Below are 16098 nucleotides of genomic sequence, written 5' to 3' on the forward strand. Positions count from 1 at the left end.
GCGGTCCTCGGTCCATTTCGCACACGTGGAGTTCTGCCATGTCCAAGAACGCTCGTCTGTCCCTGGTCATCGTCGCCGTGGTGGCGGTGGTGATCGCCGGGTTCGCCCTGTTCAGCCGCGATGACGGCACCACCGCCGTCGCCCGCTCCGCCGACGGCAAGGTGACCGTCGTCGAGTACCTCGACCTGGAGTGCCCGTCCTGCCGCGCCGCCTTCCCCGGCGTCGAGCGGCTCAAGACCGAGTACGGCGACCGGGTCGTGTTCGACATCAGGCACTTCCCGATCCCCAGCCACCGCAACGCCGAGCTGGCGGCCGTCGCGGTCGAGGCCGCCGGGGCGCAGGGCAAGCGGGACGAGATGTTCCGGCTGCTGTTCGAGACGCAGCCGGAGTGGGGCGGGCAGCAGACGTCCCAGCGCGCGGTGTTCCTGACGTTCGCCGACGAGCTCGGGCTCGACCGGGCCGCGTTCGAGAAGGCGCTCGACGACCCGGCGCTGCGGGAGCGGGTGCTCGCGCAGCGGTCGGAGGGCAGCGCGGCGGGTGTGCAGAGCACGCCGACGTTCTTCGTCGGCGGCACCAAGTTCAGCGGCGCGCCGACGTACGACGCGCTGAAGTCGGCGATCGAGAAGGCGCTGTCGTGAACCAGACCGAAACGGTCGCGGAGACCAGGTCCGGCGTGCACCGGATCGTCGCGTGGGTGCTCGCCGTCGGCGGCGGCGTCGGCCTGCTCGCCTCGTTCGTGCTGACGATCGAGAAGATCGCGCTGCTGCGGGACCCGTTCTACATCCCCACCTGCAGCATCAACCCGGTGCTGAGCTGCGGCTCGATCATGAAGACCGACCAGGCCGCGGTGTTCGGGTTCCCCAACCCGCTGCTGGGCATCGCGGGGTTCGCCGTGGTCACGACCCTGGGCGTGCTGCTGGTGGCCGGGGTGTCGCTGCCGTGGTGGGTCTGGATCGGGTTGCAGGCGGGGGCGACGGCGGGCGTGCTGTTCGTGCACTGGCTGATCTACCAGTCGCTGTACGAGATCGGCGCGTTGTGCCCGTACTGCATGGTCGTGTGGGCGGTGACGATCCCGATCTTCTGGTACACGACGCTGCGCAACATGCGGCCGTCGTTCCAGTACCACTCGGTCGTGCTCGTCCTGTGGTACTTGCTGATCGCGGCCGGGGTGCTGCAGGCGTTCTGGTTCTACTGGTCGTCGCTGGTCTGAGCGAGCACCTCGCGCAGACCGGAGATCCCGGTGAAGTGGTGGCCGCGCATCCCCGCCCGGCGCGCGGCCGCCACGTTCTCCTGCCTGTCGTCGACGAACAGGATGTCGCCGCCGCCGAGCCGGTCGCGGCACCACTCGAACGCCTTGCGCTCGGGTTTGGCGGCGCCGATGCGGCAGGAGAACCCGCGCACCTCGAACAGGTCGAGCCACGCGTAGGTGTGCTCGAAGAAGCGGGCGTGGTCCTCGGGGATGTTGGACAGCAGCGCGATGCGGCGGCCGGCGTTGTCGAGCTCGTGCAGCAGCGCGATCATCTCGTAGTCGACGCGGCTCCAGCTGGCGACGTCCTGCTCGACCAGCGGCGGGTGGCCGACGAGGCGCCAGTACTGCTCGGCCGTCACGTCGCCGCGGTCGTAGGCGGGGCGGTGGGCCCAGTACGCCTCCCAGAACTCCGGTGAGGTGCTCATCTGGTCCATGACCTCGCGCGACTGGTCGCGGGCGATCACGCCGAACATGTCGAACAGCACGATCATGCCGTCACCACCGTGACGCCCGCGGCGGTCAGGCCGTCGTCGCCGTCCGCGTCGGTGACCACGGCGTCCAGCGCGGAGGCCGGTGCCACGTGCGCGAGCGCGGTGCGGGTCAGCTTGGAGGCGTCGACTGCGGCGATCACCCGCCGGGCCGAGGCGATGGCGGTGCGTTTCACGGAGGCGTCCTCCAGGTCGTAGGCGGTGAGACCGTGCTGCGCGGACAGGCCGCAGCAGCCGATGACCGCGGTGTCGAAGCGCAGGGCCTGCAACGACGCGAGCGTCAGCGGTCCGGTCAGGGCGAGCTCACCGGGGCGCGGACGGCCGCCGGGGATGAGCAGGGTGAGCGTGGCCGACGACGCCAGGGCGTTCACGGCGTGCAGCGACAACGGCATGACGGTCAGGCGCCGGTCGTGCAGCAGGCGGGCCACCTCCAGGCACGTGGTGCCGCTGTCGAGGACGACGGACTCGCCGTCGGCGATCAGCGCGGCGACGGTGGCCGCGATGCGCCGCTTGGCGTCCATGTTCTCGTCGGCGCGCAGCGCGAACGGGGGTTCCTCGCCGCGCAGGAGCAGGCTGCGGGCACCGCCCCTGTATCGTTCGAGCACGCCCTGAGCTGCCAGGACCTCCAGGTCGCGGCGAATGGTCATCTCGGAGGCACCCGTCAGGGACGCCAGCTCCGCGACCCCGAGGGAACCGGCGTCGCGGACCGCCTCGGTGATCTGCTTCAGTCGGGACACGACCGCGATTGAACACGAGTGGTGTTCGATACTCAAGCTTTCGAACATGACCCCTGTTCGTTTAGCGTGTGCCGCGTGAGTCCTCTCAAGGCCGCGCGGGTGGCCACCTTCACGTACTTCGCCCTGAACGGGTTCCTGCTCGGGCTGTGGCTCGTCCACATCCCGACCGTCGAGGACCGCACGGGCATCACCCACGCGGAGCTCGGCCGGCTGTTGCTGCTGCTCGGGCTGGGCGCGTTCCTCGGCATGCGGGTCGGCGGCAAGGTCGCCGACCGGCTGGGCGTGAAGCTCGTCGTGCCCGCCGCGGGCGTCATCTGCAGCGTCACGGCGTTCCTGCCGGGCGTGGCGGTCAACCAGTGGACGCTCGCGGTCGCGCTGCTGGTGTTCGGCTTCGGCAACGGGCTGATCGACGTGAGCATGAACGCGCACGCCGTGGTCGTGGAACGGCACTACAGCCGCCCCGTGATGTCGGCGTTCCACGCCACCTGGTCGCTGGGCGGTGTGGCGGCGGCGCTGACCGGTGCCCGCACGCTGGGCTGGGAGCTCTCCCCCGCCACCACCCTCGGCGCCGCCGCGGTGCTCGGTGTCGTCGTCAGCCTCGTCACGGCCCGGTTCCTGCTCGACGAGAAGGAAGAACAGCAGGCGGAGACGGCCGGGAAGAAGCGCAAGGCGCCGCGCAAGATCTGGATCATGGCCGTGCTCGCCCTGCTGGTGATGCTGAGCGAGGGCGCCGCCAACGACTGGAGCGTGCTGCACCTGCAGGACGTCCTCGACGCCTCACCGCAGATCGCGGCGTTCGCCTACGGCGCGTTCGCGACGACCATGACGATCGGGCGGCTGCTCGCGGACCGCGTCACCGCGAAGGTCGGGCCGACGCACGTGCTGCGCTGGGGCTCGGTGATCGGCGCGGCCGGCATCGCGACCGCGGCGCTGTCGCCGTGGATCTGGCTCGCGCTGGTCGGCTGGGCCATCGCCGGCATCGGCCTGTCCGGCACGGTGCCGCAGCTGTTCAGCGCGGCGGGCCACGCGGAACCGGGCGCGGCGGGCGTCAACGTCTCGCGCGTCGCCGGGCTCGGCTACCTGGGCGTGCTCGCCGGACCGGCGGTGATCGGCTGGCTCACCCACTTCGTGCCGCTCAACATCGCGTTCCTGCTGCCGGTGGCGCTGTGCCTGGTGGCGGCGCTGTCCGCGGGCGTGTTGCGCGCGGAACCCACCAAGGAGCGGGTCGCCGCGTAACACTGTCCGAATGGATCTCCCCAACCTCGCGTCACTGGACCTGACGACCGCACATCTGGCCGACGCCTGCATCCGCGCGCACATCCCGGTGCGCGCGGTCTCGCTGAAACCGGTCGTGCCCGGCACGACGACATCCGGCCGCGTGCTGCCGGCCAGACACGCGGGCAGCGTCGACATCTTCCTGGAAGCGTTCGAGCGCGCCCAGCCCGGCGACGTGCTGGTGGTCGACAACGGCGCCCGCACCGACGAGGCGTGCGTCGGCGACATGGTCGTGCGGGAGGCGCAGCTGGCCGGTCTCGCCGGGGTGGTCATCTGGGGTCTGCACCGCGACACCCAGGACCTGCGCGAGATCGGCCTGCCGGTGTTCAGCCTCGGCGCGAACCCGACGGGTCCGCTGACCCTGCGCGACCGCGAACCGGAGGCGTTGTCGACGGCCCAGGTCGACCAGTGGACCGTCACGACCGACGACGTCGTGTTCGGCGACGACGACGGCGTGCTGTTCGTCCCGGCCTCGCACGTGGAACCGCTCATCACCAAGGCGCGGGGCATCCGCGACGTCGAACGAGCGCAGGCCGAGCGGGTGCGGCAGGGTGAGTCCCTGCGCAGCCAGCTGCGGTTCGGCGAGTACCTCGCGAGCGGCCTGACGTTCCGCGAGCACCTGCGCACGATCGGCGGCGCGGTCGAGGAGTGAGGCCGTGACGATCGCGGACGGGTACCGGGTCCGCGCCGAGGTCCCGGTGCTCGCCGGTGCGTCGTTGCGGGACCGGCTGCTCGGGTATGTGGGTCGCGACCCCGTGTCGAAAACCCCGTGAGCGCTTCGACGCGGTGGTGCAAGGGCCACCGCTGAGAGGAACGCGAGACATGGACTGGACCCTGGAGGTCGTCGTCGTACCGGTGTCGGACATCGACCGGTCGAAGCACTTCTACTCCGAGCAGCTGGGCTTCGTCGTCGACCACGACACGACGTTCTCGGAGGACACACGCGTCGTGCAGCTCACCCCTCCGGGGTCGGGCTGCTCGATCGTGATGGGCAAGGGGATCGTGAAGGGCGAGCCGGGGTCGCTCAAAGGCGTGCAGCTCGTCGTGTCCGACCTGGAGAAGGCACGCGCGCAACTGCTCGAGCGCGGCGTCGAGGCCGGTGAGATCGTGCGCATGAACGACAAGGACGGCGGGTCGTTCGTCTTCTTCGACGACCCGGACGGCAACAGCTGGGCCGTGCAGGAGATCAAGGCTCGTGCGACCGGTGGGGAGTGGAAGTGAAGTACATGCTGGTCAGCTACGGCGGCAACCAGGAGGACTGGGAGGGCCTGGCGGCCTGGGGCGACGAGGACATGCACCGCATGGTCGCCTACATGCGCGACCTCGACGCCGAGCTGCGCGCCACCGGTGAGCTGCTGCAGTCGGAAGGGCTCAGCGGTCCGGCGCGGGCGTTCGTCGTGCGCGGGTCGGACGACGGCCCGGTGGTGGTCGACGGGCCGTTCACCGAGGCGAAGGAGGTCATCGCCGGGTACTGGGTGGTGGACGTCGACAGCCACGAGCGGCTGCTGGAGATCGCCCGCAAGGCATCGGCGTGCCCCGGACCGGGTGGGACGGTGCTGAACCAGCCGATCGAGGTGCACCCGATCATGTCGGCGCCGGACGTGGACCCGCAGACGCTGGCGCCGTACCGGAAGTGAAGGGGTGGGGGCCGGTGCGCACCGGCCCCCACCGTCAGGTCACTTCAGGTCGTACGCGCGAATGATGGTCTGCTGCACCTCGCTGCCGGAGTCCGCCGCCCGTGCCTTGAACGACACGTTCTTGGCGCCCTCCGGGTGGGTGAGCGTCATCTCCCACCCGCCTCCGGTCGTGCGCAGCGGTGCCGGTTCCCAGGTCGCGCCCTCGTCGTAGGACACTTGAACCGCGGGTGCCTCGATGTCCGTCACGATGCCCGTGCCGCTGCGCTCCACCGTGACCGGCACAGTCAGCTCGCGCCCGGCGCGGTTGTGCTCGTCGAGCCGCGGGCTGAACCGCACCGCCAGCAACGGCACCGGCCGCAACGCCTCACCCGGAACGAACTCCGAGGTGAACGACCAGTCGGCGGTCACCTTCGACGACACCGAGTCCTGGGTCGCCTCGGTGTGCACCCGGTAGCGCTTCGCCTGCCACGGAGCGTCGGGGATGGTGGCGTAGCCGGGCAGCGGCTGGTCGGAGATGACCTCGCCGTCGACCGTCACGGTGGTGTGGCCGGCGGCGAGAGTGCGGCCTGTCATACCCTGCGCGCTGTGCAGCGGCACGTCGATGCGCAGCACGTTGCCGAGGCGTGCGGCGTATCGCACGAACCTGGGGTCGTGCGGGACACCCGGCCCGTAGACGGCGCTGTTGCGGTGCTCGGTGACGGTCTGGCCGAGCTCGAACACGCGCGGCACGGCCGAGTACTGGGCGCCCAGAGTCGGGTACACGCCTGGTTCGGTGAACTCGACGACCGAGCTGTCCCAGGCGATGCCCGGGGTGTAGTACTCCACGAGCCGGAGTGGCAGCGGGCCGGAAGCACCGTCGTCGACGCGGCCGACCGAGCCGGGCACACGGGCGTGCGTGATCGAGTCGACGCGGACCAGATCGCGGTCCTCGACCTTGCGCTGGACGTTCTCTGGCACGCGGGTCTTCTCGCTGACCCGCACGTGGTACTGGTACGGGCTGCCGTGGAAGGTGCCTTGGCCGTCCGGCCTGGCGAGCACCGACTCGGTGTAGAACTCGAAGTCCGGCCACGACGTCGCCGACGGGCGGACGAGGTACGCGTCGAAGCTGGGGAAGTTCCAGGCGCTGCCGGTCTCGCCCCAGGTCGCCCTGGTCCGGAAGCCCAGGCCGGCTTTGACGCTCGCGGCGTCCGCGTGTCCGACGGCGATCGAGGGCTTGGACGCCTGGCGTGCGTCGAACACGACCTCGGTGGGCCCGGTGACCTCGAACGCCGGCTCGGCCAGCGCGGTCGTCAAGTTCCCGGTGCTGATGCTGCCCTCGAAGAGGAACCGGCCCTTGGGCAGTCGCTGCACGAGCGTGCCGGACGGGTCGAAGCGGAAGAACGCCTCCTCCTTGTCGATGTTGACGAACCGGTAGTTGTAGAAATCCGGCTGCTTGCCGTTGTGACCGAGGAACGTCAGCTTCACGTCATAGCTCTCGATCTCCTTCACGACGCCGATCGGCACCCGCACCCCGGTGGACGCCACGACCGCGGCGCCGTGGACGCCGTCCGGCACTTGTGCGCGGGTGTCGGCGGTGACGGTGGCGTCCGCCGTGCCACCGGCCGGGATCATGAGCTTGGCCGGGGAGACGCTGAACAGGCCGTCTCCGGCGGGCTTCACGTCTGTGACGGCCAGGTCGACCGTCACGTCGGAGGTGCCGGTGTTGCGGTAGGTGAGTTTCCGCGTGATCGGCGTGTCGTCGTCGTGCGGCCACTGCGCGGAGCCGAGCGAGAGGCTGCCCTGGTCGGTGGAGACCGGTGAGGACACGGCGCGGTCGACGTCGAGACGTCCGGCGCCCTGCTCGTAGACGGTGAGCGACGGGTGGGGCTTGGCGCTGTTCATCAGCGCCGCCTTGAGGTTTTCCGCCTTCCACTCGGGATGCTCGGCGGCCAGCAGTGCCGCGGCGCCCGCCACGTGCGGGGTGGCCATCGAGGTGCCTGTGAGCGCCACGTGCCCGTCGTCGACGGGGTCGCCGACCTGGCCGTTCTTCGCCTTGGCCGCGACGATGCCGACGCCCGGCGCGGTGATGTCGGGCTTGATGGCGTTGTTCGCCCAGCGCGGGCCTCGGGAGGAGAACCCGGCCAGTGCGTCGTCGCGGTCGACGGCACCGACGGTGAGGGCGGCGTCGGCGGACGCCGGTGAGCCGATGATGCCACCGGTGTTGCCCGCGGCGACGACGAACAACGCCCCGGTCTCCCCGGTGATGCGGTTGAGCGCGAGCGCCATCGGGTCGGTGCCCTCGTCGGGCCACGAGCTGCCGAGGCTCATGTTGATGATCTTGGCCTTGGTGGCGGCCCACTCCATGCCGGCGATGATGTCGCTTTCCCGGCCGCCGCCGCCCTGGTCGTCGAGCACCTTGGCGTTGACGATCTTCGCGTCCGGGGCGATGCCCTGGTACTTCCCGGCGCCGGTGATGGTCGCGGCGACGTGCGTGCCGTGGCCGACCCTGTCGTCGGTGGTGGGGCTGGAGGTGAAGTTCTTCGACTCGACCACGGCGCCCGCGAGGCCGGGGTGGGACTCGTCGACGCCGGTGTCGAGGACCGCGACGGTGACGCCTTCGCCGGTGAAGCCCTTCGCCCAGGCGGCGGGAGCGTTGACCTGCGCGGCGCTGTGGTCCATGGCCGCCGTGACCTTGCCGTCGAGCCAGATCCTGCCGCTGCCCGCCGTCCAGGCGCCGGCGTTCTTGTCGGCCTCCACCGCGTGCGCGCCGATGCTCGTCAGCGCCGGGGCCTCGGTCGCCTTGGCGCGGATCGTGCCGAGTGCCTGCCGCTCCACGATCAGCGGGGTGGTGCTGCTGGAGGCGTCGTCGTAGCCGGACCTCGCCAGCAGCGAGATGTCGAACAGGCGCTCGTCGAGCCGGCCGCTGTCGATCCCGGGCTGGGCGTCGAGCGGGACGACGTGCAAGTCGCCGCGCGGGTCCTGGTAGGAGCGGAAGGCGATGTGCTCGCGGCCCTTGGCCGCTCTGGTGTGGACGCGGCCGTTGACGACGTCGACCTCGTCGCCGGTGATCAGCGTGACCGTGGTGGTCAGGCTGTCGGCGAGGAGCGGCTGCGGTCCGGGTGGTGAGGTCGCTGCGACGGGAACGGCCGCCGTGGCGCCGACCACGACGGCCACCAGCCCTGCGGCGAGGTAGGAGCGGTGCAACGGGTGACTCTCCTTCGGGGGTGTGTTTCCAGTTGTCGGGACTGGAAACACACCGCGCCGCGGCCCCGCTGCTCGCGATTACCCGGACGTGTTCACAGAATCCGGTCCACGGCGGCCTCGACGTGCAGCCTGGTGGTCGGGAACAGCGGCAGCGGGACGTCGTCTTGGCTGATCAGGAGCTCGATCTCGGTGCAGCCGAGAACGACGCCCTGGGCGCCGCTGAAATGTGTGATCACGTCTTGACAGGCGCGGCGGGATTCCTCACGCACGACGCCGAGGCACAGCTCGTCGTAGATGATCCGGTGCACGGTCGCGCGGTCCTGTGGCGAAGGCAGCAGCACCGTCAGGCCGTGCGACTCCAGCCGTTCGCGGTAGAACGGCTGGTCCATCGTGAACGCGGTGCCGAGCAGCCCGACGGTGGACAGGCCCGCCGCCTTGATCGCGGCCGCGGTGGTGTCGGCGAGGTGCAGGACCGGGATGTCGACGGCGGCCCGCACCTGGTCGTACACCTTGTGCATGGTGTTGGTGCAGATCAGCAGCAGGTCGGCCCCCGCGGCCTGCACTCCGGCGGCGGCCGTGGCGAGCACCTTCCCCGCCTCGTCCCACCGGCCGTCGACCTGCATGCGCTCGATCTCGGCGAAGTCGACGGAGTGCAGCACGACCCGCGCCGAGTGCAGGCCGCCGAGCCGTTCGCGCACCAGCACGTTCGCGAGGCGGTAGTACTCGGCGCTGCTCTCCCAGCTCATCCCGCCGAGCATTCCGATCGTCATCATCGCGCCAGTCAAGCACTCCAGCGCGGGTCGCGGCCGGTGGTGGCGAGCAGCCGCTCGAACGGCGAGGCGTCGGCGGGTGCCTCGACGGGGGCGGCGAAGACGTTCATCTCGAGGGCCGTCGGCCCCATCTGCCCGACGAGGGCGGTGACCTCGGTGAGCACCTCGGGGTCGGGCTCGAACTTCTGGCCGGTCGCCTGTGCGAGGTCGGAGGCGTGGATGGTGAGGTCGAGCAGCGCCAGGCCGCCGACGACCTGCGCGGGCATGTTCATGTTGCCGGCGATGCCCTCGTCCGCACCCGGCTGCCCCCACGCGTCGACGAGCTTCGCCGTCTCGGCCGGGTACCGCTCGCGCCAGTCCGGGTACCGCGGGGTGTGGCTGAAGTCGGCGTCCTGCTTGACGGCGAGCTTCTGGAACTCGACGACGACGTGCAGCAGGTGGTCGAGCAGGGCGCGGACGTCGTAGTCGGCGCACGGGGTGGGCTTGGACAGGTCGTCGTCGCCGATCCCGGCGATGACAGGCAACACGTGGTCACGGGCTCGGTCGAGCAGAACGCTGAGCTTCATGGTTCGACGCTACGACCGTGTGGTTCGGCGTTCTTGAAAAAACGCGCCAACCTAGGATTCGGGGCGTGCAGGGGCCGCGCCGGGACACTCGGGGGATCGTGGACGCACGGGAGCTGTTCGCCCGCGTCCGGTTCCGCCGCCGTCTGCCGTGCGAGCAGCTGCGGCCGTTCCTGGAGCACTACTGGCTGATCGACGGTCACCTGGACGCGCCCTACACCAGCTACGTCGTGCCGCACCCGTCGGTGAACATCGTCTTCGAGCACGGGTACACGCAGCCGGAGATCGCGGGCGTCGGGCTCGGGCTGTTCAGCCGGGTGCTCGAAGGGCGGGTCAGGGTCGCGGGCGTGCAGTTCCGGCCCGGTGGGTTCCGCCCGTTCCGGCCGGAGCCGGTGTCGGAGTGGACCGGCAGGCACGTGCGGCTCGACACCCCGGCCTCGGCGGTGCTGGACGTGGAGGACGAGGACGAACGGGTCGCGGCGCTGGACGCGTTCCTGCTCGGCCTGGGCCCGGCACCCGACCCGCAGGCGACGCTGGCGATGGAGCTGGCGCAGCGCATCCGTGACGACCGGGAGATCCGGCGGGTCGCGGACTTCGCGCGGGACTGCGGCCTGGCGGTGCGGACGTTGCAACGGCTGTTCGCCGACTACGTCGGGGTGAGCCCGAAGTGGGTGATCCTGCGCTACCGGATCCACGAGGCGCTGGAGCGCGCCGAGTCGGAGGTGGAGTGGTCGCGCCTGGCCGCCGAGCTCGGCTACAGCGACCAAGCGCACCTCGTGCGCGACTTCACCCAGACGGTCGGCGTCTCGCCCACGGCCTACGCCCGCGCGCTCAGCTGACGAGCTTGCCCCGCACGTGCCCGCCGCGGCTGAGGTCGAAGGCACGGGCCGCCTCCGCGAGGAGGAGACGACTTTCCAGTTCGCTGTCCCCTGACGGTCAGCTGGCGCCGGCGCGACCGGCCAACGTCCCCGTCTGATCGCAGGCGGCGGCCCGTTCCAGCAACAACGTCCTCTCGGCCTCGTTGCGGGTGAGCGAGGCGGCTTTCTCGAACTCGGCCTTCGCCTCGTCCGTGCGGCCCAGCTTCATCAGGAAGTCGCCCCGCACGCTGGGCAGCAGGTGGTAGCCCCGCAGCGCCTTCTCGCCCGCGATCTCGTCGACCAGGGCGAGTCCGGCGGCGGGACCGAACGCCATCGACAGCGCGACCGCGCGGTTGAGCTCGACCACCGGGGACGGTGAGATCCGTGCCAGCACCTGGTAGAGCGCGGCGATCTGCTGCCAGTCGGTGTCCTCGGCCTTGCGTGCGCGGGCGTGGCAGGCGGCGAGCGCGGCCTGCACGTAGTACGGGCCGGGCGGCTGGTTGAGGGCCTCGGCGCGTTCGAGGGCCTGGAGGCCGCGGCCGATGAGCAGCCAGTCCCACTTGCCGCGGTCCTGGTCGAGCAGCAACACGGGCTCGCCGCCGGGGCCGGTGCGGGCCTTCGCACGCGACGCCTGGATCTCCATCAACGCTACGAGGCCGTGGACCTCAGCCTCCTTGGGCGCGAGCTCGGCGAGCACGCGGCCCAGCCGCAAAGCCTCCGCGCACAGCTCGGGGCGCATCCAGTCGTCACCCTGGGTGGCGGAGTAGCCCTCGTTGAAGATCAGGTAGAGCACTTCGAGCACGGACGCGAGCCGGGGTGCGAGATCGGGCCCCTCGGGGACCTCGAACGGGACACCGGCGTCGGCCAGCGTCTTCTTGGCACGCACGATGCGCTGCGCCACGGTCGAGTCGCTGACGAGGAACGCGCGGGCGATCTCCTCTGTCTTGAGGCCGCCCAGCATCTTCAGCGTCAGCGCGACGCGCGCCTCCGTGCCGAGGACGGGGTGGCAGGCGGTGAAGATGAGGCTCAGCAGGTCGTCGCCGATCTCGTCCTCGATGCCCTCGCTCGCGTCCGGGGTGGCCTCCCGGACGTCGCGGCCGATCTCCTCGACCTTGCGGTTGAGGTTCTCCCGGCGCCGGATCTGGTCGATCGCGCGGCGCTTGGCCGTGGTCGTCAGCCACGCGCCGGGGTTGCGCGGAACACCCTCGACAGGCCACTGCTCCAGTGCCGCGACCAGCGCGTCCTGGGCCATCTCCTCGGCGAGGCCGACGTCGCGCGTGTACCGGGCGAGCGCGGCGATGACCTTCGCCGACTCCATCCGCCAGACCGCGTCGACGGTGCGGTGCACCGAGGTGGTAGCCCCCATGAGGGCATCAGACCACAGCCACCTGACGTATTTCCACGACACAAGCCGGAAGGGGGATGCGCCGGACGCGCTCCACCGCCTCCTCGCGGTCGCGGACGTCGATCAGCCAGTACCCCGACACCCCGCACACGCCCGCCACCAGGTCACCGGCGTCGAGCAGGACCCCCGCGCGCAGCAACGCGTCCCCGCCGCACACCGCCAGCGACCTCGGGCTTCTGACGAACACCATGAACCGCACCCCGGACCTCCTCGCTCACGCCCCCCGCGGGTACGTCGAACGAGGAGGTGCCGGAATCGACGGGCGGTCACGCGCGGAAGTCGTCCGCGTGGTCACGGGCCCAGACGGCGAACGTGCGGTACGGCCTGCCGGTCAGCCGCTCGAACTCCGGCGTGACGGTGAACTCGTAGTCGCCGAAGTCGTCGGGTTCGCCACCCTCGTAGCCGCTGAGGCCGAGGATGAAGCGGGCCACCTCCTCCGGCCAGCCGGCACCGATGTAGTAGGCGAGGGCCTCGTCGGGCGTGACGTCGCGGAACGACAGGTCGCGGCCGATCGCCGCGCCGATCTCGCGCGCCATGTCCCGCCGGGTGAGCGGCGGCGGCCCGGACAACGTGTAGGCCCGGCCCGCGTGCCCGTCCTCCAGCAGGGCCTTGACCGCGATCTCGGCGATGTCCGCCTCGTGGATCGGCTGGCTCCACGCGTCCGGGTCGGGGTGCACGATCGTGCCGTCCTCGCGGATCGACGGCCCCCACAGGCCGATCGTGTTGGCGGCGAACTCGCCGGGCCGCAGGTGCGTCCACTCGGCTCCGGACGCCTCGACGGCCTGTTCGACGGGCAGGTGGTGGCCGGTGTCGTAGCCGTGGGTCACCGCGCCCGACGACAACGTCACGATCCTGCGCACGCCCGCGCGCACCGCCCGTTCCACGACCTCCCGCGCGGTCGGCGGGTGCGCGAACAGGTAGAGCTTCTCGACGCCGTCGAACGGGATGCCGTCCGGGTCGTCGAGGTCGCCCCGCACGACCTCGACGCCATCAGGGAAACGGGTCTTGGCGGGGTCGCGGGTCATCGCCCGCACCCCGGCGCCGAGCCCGCGCACCACCAGCCGGCCGACCGTGCCGGTCGCACCGGTCACCAGGATTGTCATGCCAGACCTCTCTCGATGCCGTCCAGCAACCTGTCGAGCCCGTAGTCGAACGAGGTCCGCACGGTGTCGGCGAGCGTGCCCTCCGTCTGGTAGGCGCCGAGGTTCCACAGCGTCGTCATCGTCGGGTAGCGCTCGACGTCGAAGTAGTCGTCCCAGAACACCTGCCGTGCGCCCCACCACGAGTCGCCGGTCTCACCGGTGGTCGCGGCGAGCTGCTGGTCGTCGACCTCGGCCGCCGCCGCGCCGTGCACGAACCCCTCGACCGCGACGTGCGCGGTGGTCACCTGCCGCGGCTCCAGCCCGGAGTCGGCGAGCGCGGCCAGCAGGAACTCCTGGCCGTCCATCAGTCCCGGACCGAGCGGCGGGCGCACCATCGAGACGTCCCTCATCCACGGATGCCGCTGGTAGACCGCGCGCGTGCGGTCGGCGTAGTGCTTCACGCGCTCACGCCAGCCGCCTTCGGGCACGAGGTCGCGTTCCTGCAGCACCGCGTCGGCCATCAGGTCGATCAGCTCGGCCTTGCCGGGCACGTGGGTGTAGAGCGACATCGTCCCGACGCCGAGCTCCTGGGCGACGCGCGCCATCGACATCGCGGCGAGCCCGTCGCGGTCGGCCACCGCGAGGGCGGCGGTGACGATTTGGTCGACGCTCACCTTCGGTTTCCTGCCGACCGTCCTGGGCTCCGGCGGCTTGCGCCAGAGCAGCGCGATCGTCCTGGCCGGGTCTCCCCCGCCGCTGCGTTCGACGGCCACCCGTCCACCCCATTTCCGTAGGCCATACGGAAACGATACCGTACCTCGTACGGAAATGAGGTCAGGTCGTGCTCAGCCGCGCCCGCAACGCGTCCACCTCGGCGTTCGCCGCGGCCAGGTCGTCCTGCAGCCGCACGATGAGCGCCGCCGACGCGAGCTGGTGACCGTCGTCGAACAGCGCCCGGTAGCGCTGCGCCACGCCGAGCTGCCGGCGGGAGTAGCGGCGGTGACCGCCCTCGGAGCGGTGTGGCACCAGCACCTCGGCGGCGTCGAGGCTGCGCAGGAACGCCTGCCGCACGCCGAGCAGCTCGGCGGCCCGGCCGGTGGTGTAGGCGGGGTAGTCCTCGTCGTCGAGGTCGCTCAGCGGCACGCGCAACTCCTCCAGTGGGTACTTGACGAAATCTACAGTCCGAGCTACAAAAAATCTGTACCGAGTAGCTACTTCCACAAGGGAGTGACGCGAGGTGCTGACGACCGACCAGAGGGCGTTCGCGGACCTGGTGTGCGCCGACCCCGACTGGGTGAGCGCGGAGTTCGAGGCGATCATCGACGCCAGCTTCGGCGCGAACCACGACCGGGTGCCGGTACCGCGTCCTCGCCCTCTCCCCGCCGCCGCCGGGCACCGCGAGCCCGCGGTGATGCGAGGGGTGTGGCGCGCCAGGTGCGCGAGATCGCGGCAGCGGTCTCCTCCGGCCGGATGAGGAACCACGTGCGTCCCGTCCAGCCGAGGTGAAAGGAAGAACCGCAGGACCGAGGGCGGCGAACTCGCGGACTCGCCGCCCTCACTTCACCGCCGTGCGGGCCTGGACGATGTGCCGGTCCAGCGGTCGTGCCGGTTCGGCAGGCGCCGACTCAGTTGACGTACCAGATGACGTGGACCGCGGTGGCGGACACGTCCTTCAGTTCCGCGCACACTTCCCGCACCGCCACGAGTCCCGTTCGCCGGCACAGCCGGTCGTCGCCGTACATGAGCGAACGCGCGGGCGTGTAGCCGTGGGACGTCAGGTGCTCGCGCATCACCTCGGGCGCGCGGTCGCCGGTCGCGTCGAGGTCTCGAGAGCATCCGCCGGAGCCGCAGTACCCGATGCCCTCGACGACCTTCAGCGCCGCCGGCCCCGGCAGCAGGTCCTCGTCACCGGGCGGCGCCTCCAGCCTCATCACCGCGACAGCTGCCGCGGTCACGAACCCGGTGACGACCAGTGCCGCCAGCCCGAGCAGCCCCGCCGGGCGTCGCCTCGCCACCATCCACGTCCCGCAGACCGCGGCGACGAGCAGCGGCAGCAGCCAGAACGTCTCGACCAGCGACGGCACCCACGTTCCCGACCAGCCCAGACCGCGCGGCACCACGAACCACGCCACCAGCGCGAGCACGACGAGTCCGATGGCCGCCTTCGCCCGGCGGCCGGTCCTCTCCCCCTGTTCCGGCATGCCGCCAGTGAACAGGACCCCGTCCAAGCGGAAACGCCGCCCCGTGATCGGGACGGCGCTTCCTGTGGTGGGAGCGATGTGCGGGGTTACCGCCGGCGGCCCCGGTGGTCACGCGCGCCAGGCGAGCCTGGTCAGCATGTCCTTGCCGCGCTCGGCGCTGCGCGGGTGGCTCAGCACGTCGTAACGGCCGCCGACGAGCTGGGTGACCGAGGCGAAGTCGCGGCGGCCGCGGGTCGCGCCGTACCGGGCGGCCGAGCTGGCCAGGCCGAACGCGGTACCGACGACGAGACCCGTGACGATCGGGGCGATCGCGCCGCCGGTCGAGAACAGGCCCAGCAGCAGACCGACGAACAGACCGAACCAGGCGCCCGACGCCGCACCGGCACCGAGGACGCGACCCCAGGTCAGGCGGCCGGTGACGCGTTCGACGATCATCGGCTCGACACCGACGATCGTGACGTCCGCGACCGGGAAGTCGTTGTCCGCCAGGTGGTCGACCGCCCGCTGCGCTTCCTCGTACGTCGCGTAGGAACCGATCGGCCACCCCGTGGGCGGGGTGGGCAGTGCGTTGTTGGCACCGGTCGAACCGGCTCCCGTGGTGAACGGAGTCGCGGTGGTCATGTCCAACACCTCCGATGTGCGATTCCCTGC

At 71.1% G+C, this 16098-nt stretch carries 20 protein-coding genes; 8 read left to right on the forward strand and 12 right to left on the reverse strand.

All coding sequences use genetic code 11. The features are described 5' to 3' along the window. The first annotated feature begins 38 nt into the window (after positions 1 to 38). Both BLT23_RS24610 and BLT23_RS24615 read left to right on the forward strand, forming a co-directional pair. Positions 39 to 638, forward strand: coding sequence for a DsbA family protein (locus BLT23_RS24610; RefSeq protein ID WP_090052579.1), 600 nt, complete (start codon positions 39 to 41; stop codon positions 636 to 638). Next, positions 635 to 1210 (forward strand): vitamin K epoxide reductase family protein, encoded by a 576-nt coding sequence (locus BLT23_RS24615; protein WP_090052582.1) that lies wholly within the window; start codon positions 635 to 637, stop codon positions 1208 to 1210. Before BLT23_RS24610 ends, BLT23_RS24615 begins: the two co-directional genes overlap by 4 nt. On the opposite strand, the gene BLT23_RS24620 is transcribed toward BLT23_RS24615, so the two are convergent. Together BLT23_RS24620 and BLT23_RS24625 are read right to left on the reverse strand one after the other, a co-directional pair. Then, positions 1189 to 1740, reverse strand: a complete 552-nt coding sequence (locus tag BLT23_RS24620) for an HAD-IA family hydrolase (RefSeq protein WP_090052585.1) — start codon at positions 1738 to 1740, stop codon at positions 1189 to 1191. The genes BLT23_RS24615 and BLT23_RS24620 overlap by 22 nt on opposite strands. Further along, positions 1737 to 2474: a DeoR/GlpR family DNA-binding transcription regulator gene (locus BLT23_RS24625; protein WP_245744141.1), complete on the reverse strand. Its 738-nt coding sequence runs from the start codon at positions 2472 to 2474 to the stop codon at positions 1737 to 1739. The genes BLT23_RS24620 and BLT23_RS24625 overlap by 4 nt, the downstream gene beginning before the upstream one ends. A 75-nt stretch (positions 2475 to 2549) precedes the next feature. On the opposite strand from BLT23_RS24625, the gene BLT23_RS24630 reads away from it, so the two are divergent. From BLT23_RS24630 to BLT23_RS24645, 4 genes are all read left to right on the forward strand, one after another. Continuing rightward, entirely contained in the window at positions 2550 to 3710 is a 1161-nt protein-coding gene (locus BLT23_RS24630; RefSeq protein ID WP_176946903.1) for an MFS transporter, read from the forward strand. Positions 3711 to 3720: 10 nt separating this feature from the next. Further along, on the forward strand, positions 3721 to 4401 hold the full coding sequence (locus tag BLT23_RS24635; protein WP_090052589.1) for an RraA family protein: 681 nt from the start codon (positions 3721 to 3723) through the stop codon (positions 4399 to 4401). A 170-nt stretch (positions 4402 to 4571) separates the two neighbouring features. Next, the gene (locus BLT23_RS24640; RefSeq protein ID WP_090052591.1) at positions 4572 to 4970 is read left to right on the forward strand and encodes a VOC family protein; all 399 of its coding nucleotides are present in this window, start codon (positions 4572 to 4574) and stop codon (positions 4968 to 4970) included. A 5-nt stretch (positions 4971 to 4975) separates the two neighbouring features. Then, on the forward strand, positions 4976 to 5386 hold the full coding sequence (locus BLT23_RS24645; RefSeq protein ID WP_090052961.1) for a YciI family protein: 411 nt from the start codon (positions 4976 to 4978) through the stop codon (positions 5384 to 5386). Positions 5387 to 5425: 39 nt separating this feature from the next. Here BLT23_RS24645 and BLT23_RS24650 read toward each other — a convergent pair whose 3' ends face one another. The 3 genes from BLT23_RS24650 to BLT23_RS24660 form a co-directional block, all read right to left on the reverse strand. After that, entirely contained in the window at positions 5426 to 8569 is a 3144-nt protein-coding gene (locus BLT23_RS24650; protein ID WP_090052593.1) for a S8 family serine peptidase, read from the reverse strand. A 92-nt stretch (positions 8570 to 8661) separates the two neighbouring features. Next, positions 8662 to 9342 carry an aspartate/glutamate racemase family protein gene (locus tag BLT23_RS24655; RefSeq protein ID WP_090052595.1) on the reverse strand — a complete coding sequence of 227 codons (681 nt, stop codon included), beginning with the start codon at positions 9340 to 9342 and terminating at the stop codon, positions 8662 to 8664. A gap of 8 nt (positions 9343 to 9350) precedes the next feature. Next, a complete protein-coding gene (locus tag BLT23_RS24660) occupies positions 9351 to 9905 on the reverse strand; it encodes a TIGR03086 family metal-binding protein (RefSeq protein WP_090052597.1) in 555 nt (184 codons plus the stop codon). Positions 9906 to 9970: 65 nt separating this feature from the next. Here BLT23_RS24660 and BLT23_RS24665 point away from each other — a divergent pair, with 65 nt between their 5' ends. Continuing rightward, complete coding sequence (locus BLT23_RS24665) at positions 9971 to 10741, forward strand: helix-turn-helix domain-containing protein (protein WP_090052599.1); 771 nt, start codon at positions 9971 to 9973, stop codon at positions 10739 to 10741. A gap of 97 nt (positions 10742 to 10838) precedes the next feature. Here BLT23_RS24665 and BLT23_RS24670 read toward each other — a convergent pair whose 3' ends face one another. The 5 genes from BLT23_RS24670 to BLT23_RS24690 form a co-directional block, all read right to left on the reverse strand. Beyond that, the gene (locus BLT23_RS24670) at positions 10839 to 12125 is read right to left on the reverse strand and encodes an RNA polymerase sigma factor (protein ID WP_090052601.1); all 1287 of its coding nucleotides are present in this window, start codon (positions 12123 to 12125) and stop codon (positions 10839 to 10841) included. A 7-nt stretch (positions 12126 to 12132) separates the two neighbouring features. After that, the gene (locus BLT23_RS24675) at positions 12133 to 12363 is read right to left on the reverse strand and encodes a YciI family protein (protein ID WP_090052605.1); all 231 of its coding nucleotides are present in this window, start codon (positions 12361 to 12363) and stop codon (positions 12133 to 12135) included. A 67-nt stretch (positions 12364 to 12430) separates the two neighbouring features. Then, the gene (locus BLT23_RS24680) at positions 12431 to 13267 is read right to left on the reverse strand and encodes an NAD(P)H-binding protein (RefSeq protein ID WP_090052607.1); all 837 of its coding nucleotides are present in this window, start codon (positions 13265 to 13267) and stop codon (positions 12431 to 12433) included. Next, positions 13264 to 14019, reverse strand: a complete 756-nt coding sequence (locus tag BLT23_RS24685; protein WP_090052609.1) for a TetR/AcrR family transcriptional regulator — start codon at positions 14017 to 14019, stop codon at positions 13264 to 13266. Before BLT23_RS24685 ends, BLT23_RS24680 begins: the two co-directional genes overlap by 4 nt. A gap of 61 nt (positions 14020 to 14080) precedes the next feature. Continuing rightward, on the reverse strand, positions 14081 to 14389 hold the full coding sequence (locus BLT23_RS24690) for a MerR family transcriptional regulator (RefSeq protein ID WP_090052611.1): 309 nt from the start codon (positions 14387 to 14389) through the stop codon (positions 14081 to 14083). Positions 14390 to 14483: 94 nt separating this feature from the next. Between BLT23_RS24690 and BLT23_RS24695 the strand changes: the two genes are divergently transcribed. Continuing rightward, the gene (locus tag BLT23_RS24695) at positions 14484 to 14720 is read left to right on the forward strand and encodes a hypothetical protein (protein WP_090052613.1); all 237 of its coding nucleotides are present in this window, start codon (positions 14484 to 14486) and stop codon (positions 14718 to 14720) included. 151 nt (positions 14721 to 14871) lie between these two features. Here BLT23_RS24695 and BLT23_RS24700 read toward each other — a convergent pair whose 3' ends face one another. Beyond that, positions 14872 to 15447, reverse strand: a complete 576-nt coding sequence (locus tag BLT23_RS24700) for a hypothetical protein (RefSeq protein WP_143036021.1) — start codon at positions 15445 to 15447, stop codon at positions 14872 to 14874. 108 nt (positions 15448 to 15555) lie between these two features. Then, the gene (locus tag BLT23_RS24705) at positions 15556 to 16068 is read right to left on the reverse strand and encodes a YflT domain-containing protein (protein ID WP_090052616.1); all 513 of its coding nucleotides are present in this window, start codon (positions 16066 to 16068) and stop codon (positions 15556 to 15558) included. Positions 16069 to 16098: the final 30 nt, after the last annotated feature.

This window comes from Lentzea fradiae (assembly GCF_900100955.1).
Taxonomy (GTDB): Bacteria; Actinomycetota; Actinomycetes; order Mycobacteriales; family Pseudonocardiaceae; genus Lentzea; species Lentzea fradiae.